The organism is Porphyromonas sp. CAG:1061 (genome assembly GCF_000435035.1).
Taxonomy (GTDB): Bacteria; Bacteroidota; Bacteroidia; order Bacteroidales; family Porphyromonadaceae; genus Porphyromonas_A; species Porphyromonas_A somerae.
Map to the genome: position 1 here is coordinate 2,211 of NZ_HF988949.1, position 8,725 is coordinate 10,935.

Genomic DNA, 8,725 nt, shown 5'->3' on the forward strand with positions numbered 1-8,725 from the left:
ACAGCTACAGCCCCTCATGATCCTAGAGTACAAGGCACCACACATACCACTCACCGAAAAAGTGATCCAACAAGCTTTCCAGTACAATACCACCCTACAAGTACCCTACATAGCCCTCTCCAACGGGCGCCAAACCCTCCTCTACAAAGTGGGGTACCAAAAACAGCCCTCCACCCCCCTACCCGGTATTCCCCCCTACCAACAGCTCCTGCAATCCCTCCGCTAACCCCCGACAAACACTAGATAGACATAAAGAGAATGTTGCACGAAGTGCCATACTCATAAGAGCTTAAAAGTGGTCCGACCCGTCCGACTCGTCTGACCAGTCCGACTTGTCCGATAAGGCACCTACAAAGAATCTGTAAAATAAAGTGAAAAACCTACCAGAAATAGGGCTGCGTAAACACTCCCTCACAACCCACTGAAATTCAACACCCTACAAGAGCCTCCATTGAGATGCAACAAAGCAATCGCTTAGTTGCAACAAACCGATCGCTTAGTTGCAACTCGCCGATCGCTTAGATACGGTCTCAGCAATCGCATAGATATGGTCTCAACCACCGTCCTCCTAAACTATTGGTTTATAACACCATACAACAACCCCCTCATTTCACCCCATCTCTCCCTCTCCCCCGACAAGCATTAACCTATTTTAAGTACCTGAACACATCGTTAGCGTCGCAAACGAGATACCGGGATAAAAGAATCGCCACGATCATTCGAGAAATGTCTAACAGCCGATCATAGATTATCACAGATCCCCCCTAATCACCCTAGCTCCACCCTCGACAGGGTCAAGTCTCCTTCTAACCTGCCACAAATAGAGTTCATAACCAATGCTTGCCATGAGGACTCTGCACTATAAAGACAACCTTATCTCTACACTAACGGCCACTTGGGGGTTATACGTATATATAAAATGTGTGGGACGAGAAATATTTGTGTGGGGAATTATTTTTTGGTACCTTTGCGGGAGTTATTCCGTGTTGGGTCTTGTAAGCGGTGCTGAAAGGTGGCACACACCCACTGGGTATCATATAGAAATCGGATTTTAGATTATGTACGGGATCGTAGAGATTCAAGGACAGCAATTCAAGGTAGAGAAGGATCAGAGGCTATTTGTGCATCACATTAAGGATGTTGCCGAGGGTGATTCTCTAGAATTTGAAAAGGTACTGCTCCTCGACCAAGATGGTGAGGTGCGTGTAGGTGCTCCAACAGTGGAGGGTGCTAAGGTAGTTTGCGAAGTGATTCGCCCACTAGTAAAGGGTAAGAAGGTACTTGTTTTCCACAAGAAGCGTAGGAAAGGGTATCGCAAGCTGAACGGTCACAGACAGCAGTTTACCCAGCTTAGCGTGAAGGAGATTGTAGGATAATCAAAAAGGAAGAAAGGAAAGAGAAATGGCACATAAAAAAGGTGTAGGTAGCTCTAAGAACGGACGCGAGTCGGAAAGCAAACGACTTGGCGTGAAGAAGTTTGGCGGTGAGTTTGTAAAGGCTGGCAATATCATCGTTCGCCAGCGTGGCACAAAGCATCACCCAGGGACTAACGTAGGAATGGGTAAGGACCACACACTTTATGCTCTTGTAGATGGCAAGGTGGTCTTTACTACTCACAAGGGAGATAGGTCTAAAGTCTCTATTGAGGCTTAACCCCCTTTAACTCAGAGTGTGAGGGTGATCTTGAATCACCACATAGGCCATAAGTGGCTAAGAATATGGTTGGCGGTGCTACTCATCATGGCGATGGGAAGCACCTCCTGCCGTACTTATAGAGAGCCAGTGAGGAGGGTGCTTCTTCCCTCTGGCACCATTTCGAGGGAGATCTACCCAATGGAGACACAGGAGCTCGCCTCGGAACTATCTAAAGACCTAAAGATCAACATTGAGCTACCGGAGGATAATCTGGAGCTCTACAGCTTTGCCGATGAGTGGAAGGGGACTCCCTACCGCTTTGGAGGCACCACGAGGAAAGGGACCGACTGCAGTGGCTTTGTCTGGCAACTCTATAAGGCGGTCTATAATAAGGATCTTGGGCGTCACTCTTCTGCCACACTGATGGCCAATAGTCGGAGGGTGGATAAGCGTCACTTGAATGAGGGGGACTTGGTCTTTTTCAATATCAATAACCGTCGCGGTGGTAGAGCTAGCCATGTGGGGGTCTACCTAAAGAATGATCTATTTGTGCACGCGACGACCAAGCAGGGTGTGATCATCAGCAGTCTCAACGAACCATACTACAGACGCACCTATATTGGGGGAGGCCGGGTGCTGTAACCAGCTATGAGGGAGAGTGCAAAGAAGCCGACAGGGGAGCAGAGTGAAGTACTTACCGAAGCGGTGAGCTATCTATCGGCTTCAGACCATAGCACTCTTTTGCTTGAGGGATCGGCAGGTACTGGTAAGACCACTTTGATTGCCTGGATCGTCGAAGCACTTCAATCGAAGCTTAAAGCGGCAACGGGAAAAAGCTACAAGGCGATCATGACTGCCCCGACCAATAAAGCGGTGGAGGTGCTTAGGGAGAAGGGAGCTACTAGCAAAGCGACCTACACAGACTACTGCACACTCCACTCGGCACTTCGCCTTCGTTATTCTATCGACGAGAAGAGTGGTGCGGAGATCTTTACCCCTGACAAAAGCAATAGGGAAAATAAGCTTGGTGGTGTCACTATCTTGGTGGTGGATGAGGCGTCGATGATCGGGGCTGACCTACTCCAATATGTAGAGGAGCGAATAGAAGAGGAGCGCCACCTCAAAGTGATCTTCATAGGGGATATCAAGCAGCTACCGCCTGTGAATGAGGATACCTCTCCAGTTTTCACCAAAGGTTATTTCCGGCTCTCTCTGAAGGAGATCATACGCCAGGCGGCTGAAAACCCAATTATATCTCTCTCCAACGATATTTACCAGCTGAATAACTTTCAGGACCATGTGAATGCGGAGGGTCTGGGTTATTCTTATACCAAGGATCGGTCAGCGATTATCCGCCACTTTGCGAGGCATCGTGACGACTTGGGGATACGCTATCTAGGGTACACCAATGCTTGCGTCAACGCCTTTAATGAGGAGGTGAGGAGAGAGATATTTCACCAACCTAGTAAGATAGAAATAGGCGAAACGATTATTTTTGACCGCCCTTATGAGGTGGTGGAAACGGACGACTTCGGAGATCCCTATAAATACGTCTATACCAATAATCAAGAGGTGTTGGTGGAGAATATAGAGGTATGCGATGAGGAGATAGATATCCCATGGGATAAGAATGGAGGCAAACAAAAGGTTCGCCTAAAGTACTATGTGGTGAATGATAGCTTTCCGATTCTGCATGAGGAGAGTGAATTTGTATTTGCCGACCTAATGGAGACATTGCGCCGAAAGGCTATCAACAAAGATCTTTACTGGCGCGACCTCTATGCGATAAGGAATGCCTTTGTCGCCTTCAAGCATCGGTACGCCCTTACGGTTCACAAGGCGCAGGGCTCTACTTACAGGGAGGTTTTTCTAGATTATGATGACATGATGCGCAACAATAGTATTTTGGAGCGAGAAAAGCTATTATATACAGCGATTACTAGAGCATCAAAGCATCTCACTATTTGGACTTCAAGGCTAAGAGATGGAAGGTAGGGAGATAAAACTGGTGCTATTTGATATGGATGGGGTGTTGTTTGATACAATGCCCTATCACGTGCGAAGCTGGAAGCAGGTTTCGGACGAGTATGGGATGGAGGCGGAGCAGGACGAGTTTTACCTCTATGAGGGGATGCGTGGGGTAGATACGATCGATAAGATCTACCGGAGGACGTTCCAAAAATCGGCCAGTCCTGAACTAATTCAGGAGATCTATCAGCGTAAGACGGCCCTCTTTAATGGAGAGGACTTTGAGCTAAAACTGATTCCCCACACACGGGAGGTGATGCAATACTTTCAGGAGAAGGGAATAGAGATGGCGGTGGTGACAGGGAGCACGCAAGGGACTGCTTACCCTCGGATCGCGAAAAACTATGCAGAGTATATCCATCAAGACCATATTATCACAGCGGAGAGTGTGCAAAACGGGAAGCCCCACCCCGACCCTTATCTGATGGGAATGGAGCTATTTGGAGCGAAGCCTGAGCATACTATCGTGATTGAAAATGCCCCTCTTGGGGTGAAGAGTGGCCATGATGCAGGTGCCTATGTACTGGCAGTGACGACGGGTCCAATTGGGGAGTACATCATGAGGGAGCAGGGGGCAGATCGGGTCTTCTGTGATATGAAAGCACTACTGGTATGGTGTCGTGCCAATCTGTAAAAAGGCTCTCGGAGCGTGAGCGGAAGGTGATCGCCTCTCTCAAGTATGCTAAGTACAGAGCGGAGGAGGGGCTTTTCGTGGCGGAGGGGATGAAGAGTGTAGAGCTACTTTTGCCACAATTTAGGCTAAAGTGGTTGCTATTTTGTGGCGAGGAGGTACCCTTTGACGCCCCTGAAGAGTGCTGTCGGCTCTGCACACCACAAGAACTAAAGAAGCTATCGACACTCCAAAGCAGGCAAGAGCTGATGGCGGTATTTCACCGCTCGGAAGTGCCTGTGCTCCCTGAGGAGGTTCAAGGTTTGGCAGTGGCGCTTGAGGAGGTTCAGGATCCTGGCAACCTCGGCACCATCATTCGTCTTTGCGACTGGCTAGGCATTCAGCACCTCTTTTGCAGCAAGGGGTGTGCCGACCCGTTTAATGCTAAGACGGTACAGGCTAGTATGGGGGCTCTAGGGAATGTGACTATTCACGAGGAGGTGGATTTGCTCCACTATCTGCCCCATCACTTTGATATAATTATGGCGACGGCTATGAAGGGGATGGATTATCGCAAGGCCTCGGTGGGGAAGAGTGACCGGGCGGTGCTACTTCTAGGCAATGAGGGGCGAGGGCTTTCGGAGGAGTTGCTACAGATTGCCACAACTTGTCTTACCATACCGAGTGCTCCCACTGCTGTGAGTGACTCGCTCAATGTATCTATTAGTGCAGCTATTTTACTTTCCAATCTTATAAAACAGTAGACTATGTTCCGTCGACTTCTTTTATTCACCACGCTACTATTTTCGCTCGGTGCTATGGCACAGGAGCAGGAGTATCAAGTGGAATTCAAGACCAATGTGGGTAAGTTCACCGTAAAACTCTACAATGAAACGCCTCGCCATCGAGACAACTTCCTTGCTCTGGTGAGGGAAGGGACCTACGACAATCTCCTTTTCCATAGAGTGATTAAAAACTTTATGGTGCAAGCAGGTGGGGATGCTCGAGAGCCCTACAAAAAGAGGTATGAAGCACTCAAGGAAAGGCACTCGGAGATGATACCGGCGGAGATAAGATACCCTCAGCTATACCACAAGAGGGGAGCACTTGCAGCCGCTCGAATCGGGGATGAGGAGAATCCCGACAAGGCGAGCGACCCGATAGAGTTTTATATCGTGATTGGGGAATTTTACCTTGAGAAGGAGCTGAAAGCCTACGAAACAGAGGAGCGTGGTGAGATGCCTGCTGAGGTGAAGCAACGATATATGACGGAAGGGGGCACCCCGCATCTGGACAATGAATATACGGTCTTCGGCGAACTGGTGGACGGCTTCAAAACTATTGATAAAATACAAAATAGAGAGACTGGAGAGAATAATCGCCCCCTTAAAGAGGTCTACATCATCTCCGCCAAAATCCTGTAACACAATGAAAATAACTGACGCCATAAAAGTCCTCCGCTTTCCACTAGCTGTACTAGTGGTGTACATTCATTATGCACCTTTCCATCGTGTAGATTTATGGGCATTAACAGCAGCCGACAGACCCATTACGACCACCCTTTATACTCTATTTAGCTTTTTAGTTGGCTCAGTAGCGGTACCTATCTTTGCAGCCATATCGGGCTATCTTTATTTTCTTAAAATAGGGAATCACTTTAGTCGTGCACAATATATTGAGCAAAGCCGGAAAAGGGTGTATACATTAGCCATCCCTTACATTGGTTGGATTGCTATTACTTGGGTTGCAGTAATTTTTTATAATATGATAAAATACGATGCAACCTTAACGCAACTTCTTTCGGACACATGGCAAAACCTCTACTACATTCTATGGTCTCGCCCATTGTATTTCCCTTTTTCCTTTATCCGCGACTTGATGGTGCTTTCGTTGCTTGCCCCATTGTGGCATTGGCTCATAAAGCATACCTCTTGGGTATGGCTCGTGGCATCGCTACTATTATACTTCAGCCCTATAGAATTATTTACAGGGTTATCAACCCGACTTCTTTTTTATTTCTCTTTAGGTGCATTTTGGGGTATTAAAGGTTATAGAGAGCTAATCATTAGTCGCCCAATAGGGGTCATTTCAATACTAATCACTTTGATTGCTACTAGCGTCTACATCATACAGCCAGTGGCGAGTGCTTGGCATACTCCCTCACTAAAACTATTTGAAATAGCACTTATAGTGGTAATTCTATATGCCTTACAAAGGTCTGACACAACCAAACCGCTCTTTGCTTGGTGCCAAAAGATGGGTATCTACTCATTTTTCATATACTCCACACACCAGATTTACATCGTTAACTTTGCGAGAGGGTTTCAAGAAAGGATCCTCTCTTACTTCCGTGCACCCCTTGACGACTTACTTAATGTGGTGATTTACATCACCTTCCCCATAGCTATAGTGGCAATCCTAGTGGCAGTATATAAGATATGGGCTAAGGTGGCCCCTCGTTCCCTATCTCTTCTACTGGGTGGTCGAATCTAAAATTTTGCCAACTGAGTAGAGCTTGGTATCTTTGTGATAGTTACATTATCAATCAGTACAAGCAGATATTATATATGAAGATTCTAAGGAAGCTCTTTAGAGCCGCAACATTTATAGGAGTGGGAGTATTGGGTGCATCACAGCTCTCGGCACAGGATTTCGCAACTACTCCCGACTTTCTTACTAATATCCTACTTAATGACACTTTAGGGGGGCAACTTAGTTCTGAAGCGAAGAGGATTATTGGTCGCCCATTTGCTCCGGAGAAGCAGACTATATCTCCTGAGCAGCGACGACTGATGGCTTTTCTGAATGCTCCACGGGTGATGGACGCACGCTCCTTTAGCTCGCTATCAATCAATTGGCCTGAGCCGGTTGCAGTATCAATGGGCAAGGAGGGTATCTGGGATAATATCTTAAAAGATGACTTCAGACGTAAGGCTGAGAATAGTCGCTTCTACAAGCTCTCGCAAAACTGGCATAAAGCTCAGACACTAAAGGAGCAAGCGATGCTTAGAAACCCAAGGCTGATACAGTTGTCTATCAATGACCTCCCTGAAGCGATAAAGGCAACGGAGATCCAATCGGATGGTTACCAAGGTCAGCTCGCCTACAATGAAGCTCCTCAAATCAATGTAGAGAATAATAATATCATCACTGAAAAGGTGGCACGGAAGTATTGGTGGCATAACTTTGAAGGAAGTGCTCAATTTGCCCAAAACCAAGTCTCTAAAAACTGGCATAAGGGTGGACACAATAGCCTCAATGTCAATGCTAGGCTTTACTACAAAGCGACTTACGAAAAGAATATTGTGAAGTGGGTCAATGAGCTTGAATACCGCATTGGTCTCTTCACTAATGATATTGGTACGGATGAGAAACTTCAGCTCAAAATAGGGGAGGATATATTCCGAGCCTACACCAACCTTGGTGTTAAAGCCTTTGACCACTGGTACTATACGGTATCGGCTCAGCTTCGAAGCCAGGCTCTCAAAAACGTTGATGCAAACGGGACTGTGATCACACGTCCATTTGCACCAATCAGCATCGATGGTGGTCTCGGTATGAAGTACGATCTAGACCTAAAGAAGTTTAGAGGAAACCCTTTTGCAAGGTTTAGATTTAGTGCCAACATCGCTCCAGTCGGTATGGACTTTGTATACACTTACAGCGATGATATTGACAAGGGGCGTATCGGTCTCCAGCCCGATCAGAAGTATCGTTTCCGCTACGGCTCATCAGTACGATTGGACCTCAATTGGGACTTTTCGTCGTCGCTTAACTTGACGTCACGACTATTCTACAACACTTCCTACAAGCACGTGGAAATGGAGTTTGACAACACCCTTAGCTACTCATTCAATCAGTTCTTTAGCCTAAGGATGACCCTCAATACGCGCTTTGATGATAGCGTGATACTACCAGCCGGTGATGTAAAGAACTTCAAAAACCTTCTGCAGTACAATGAGCTACTCAGCATAGGATTTGCTTACAAGATCTAAGCCAACTCTCTATGCTTACGCTACCGGAGGGCTTTGAAAAGCGTTTTGCCAAACAGTTTGGTGCGGAGGTACTTTCCCAATTGAGCCAAGCACTAACTACTCCATTGGCATCCTCTATCCGGCTCCACCCTACTAAGAGCTTTCGGAGTAGCTTGCGTACTGTGCCTTGGTGTTCGTTGGGCAGGTATGTTGATGCTGCCGTCCTTTTTGGAGCTGATCCACTTTGGCATGCCGGAGCGTACTATGTACAGGAGGCTTCGTCAATGGTTTTGGCTCAGTTCATTCAGCAACTTCGCCTTGCCCCATCACGGGCTATTGACTTGTGTGCTGCACCTGGGGGCAAAAGTAGCCTACTGAGGAGCTACCTTCCTACCGACACGCTACTCATCTCCAATGAGATAGAGGCAAAGCGTGCTCAGATACTTCTTGAAAACCTTACCCGCTATGGTCTGGAGGA

At 47.2% G+C, this 8,725-nt stretch carries 10 protein-coding genes and 1 pseudogene; all 11 read left to right on the forward strand.

The window, feature by feature from the left end; translation table 11 throughout:
• Positions 1 to 226 (forward strand): type I restriction enzyme HsdR N-terminal domain-containing protein (locus tag QVO39_RS08380; RefSeq protein WP_288171951.1); only part of this gene is annotated, 226 nt, incomplete at its 5' end.
• Positions 227 to 1,058: 832 nt separating this feature from the next.
• Positions 1,059 to 1,376 carry a 50S ribosomal protein L21 gene (gene rplU / locus QVO39_RS08385; protein WP_018027723.1) on the forward strand — a complete coding sequence of 106 codons (318 nt, stop codon included), beginning with the start codon at positions 1,059 to 1,061 and terminating at the stop codon, positions 1,374 to 1,376.
• Positions 1,377 to 1,401: 25 nt separating this feature from the next.
• Positions 1,402 to 1,653, forward strand: a complete 252-nt coding sequence (gene rpmA / locus QVO39_RS08390) for a 50S ribosomal protein L27 (RefSeq protein WP_018027722.1) — start codon at positions 1,402 to 1,404, stop codon at positions 1,651 to 1,653.
• A gap of 18 nt (positions 1,654 to 1,671) precedes the next feature.
• Positions 1,672 to 2,277, forward strand: a complete 606-nt coding sequence (locus QVO39_RS08395) for a C40 family peptidase (RefSeq protein ID WP_244400215.1) — start codon at positions 1,672 to 1,674, stop codon at positions 2,275 to 2,277.
• A 6-nt stretch (positions 2,278 to 2,283) separates the two neighbouring features.
• Positions 2,284 to 3,630 (forward strand): ATP-dependent DNA helicase, encoded by a 1,347-nt coding sequence (locus QVO39_RS08400; protein ID WP_021903792.1) that lies wholly within the window; start codon positions 2,284 to 2,286, stop codon positions 3,628 to 3,630.
• Entirely contained in the window at positions 3,620 to 4,297 is a 678-nt protein-coding gene (locus tag QVO39_RS08405; protein WP_021903793.1) for an inorganic diphosphatase, read from the forward strand. The genes QVO39_RS08400 and QVO39_RS08405 overlap by 11 nt, the downstream gene beginning before the upstream one ends.
• Entirely contained in the window at positions 4,276 to 5,037 is a 762-nt protein-coding gene (locus tag QVO39_RS08410; protein WP_021903794.1) for an RNA methyltransferase, read from the forward strand. The genes QVO39_RS08405 and QVO39_RS08410 overlap by 22 nt, the downstream gene beginning before the upstream one ends.
• Before the next feature lie 3 nt (positions 5,038 to 5,040).
• Positions 5,041 to 5,697 carry a peptidylprolyl isomerase gene (locus QVO39_RS08415; protein WP_021903795.1) on the forward strand — a complete coding sequence of 219 codons (657 nt, stop codon included), beginning with the start codon at positions 5,041 to 5,043 and terminating at the stop codon, positions 5,695 to 5,697.
• A 4-nt stretch (positions 5,698 to 5,701) separates the two neighbouring features.
• Complete coding sequence (locus QVO39_RS08420) at positions 5,702 to 6,766, forward strand: acyltransferase family protein (RefSeq protein ID WP_021903796.1); 1,065 nt, start codon at positions 5,702 to 5,704, stop codon at positions 6,764 to 6,766.
• Positions 6,767 to 6,840: 74 nt separating this feature from the next.
• Complete coding sequence (locus tag QVO39_RS08425) at positions 6,841 to 8,268, forward strand: DUF3078 domain-containing protein (protein ID WP_021903797.1); 1,428 nt, start codon at positions 6,841 to 6,843, stop codon at positions 8,266 to 8,268.
• Positions 8,269 to 8,279: 11 nt separating this feature from the next.
• A pseudogene (locus QVO39_RS08430) lies at positions 8,280 to 8,725 on the forward strand (methyltransferase RsmF C-terminal domain-like protein); the annotation flags it as partial.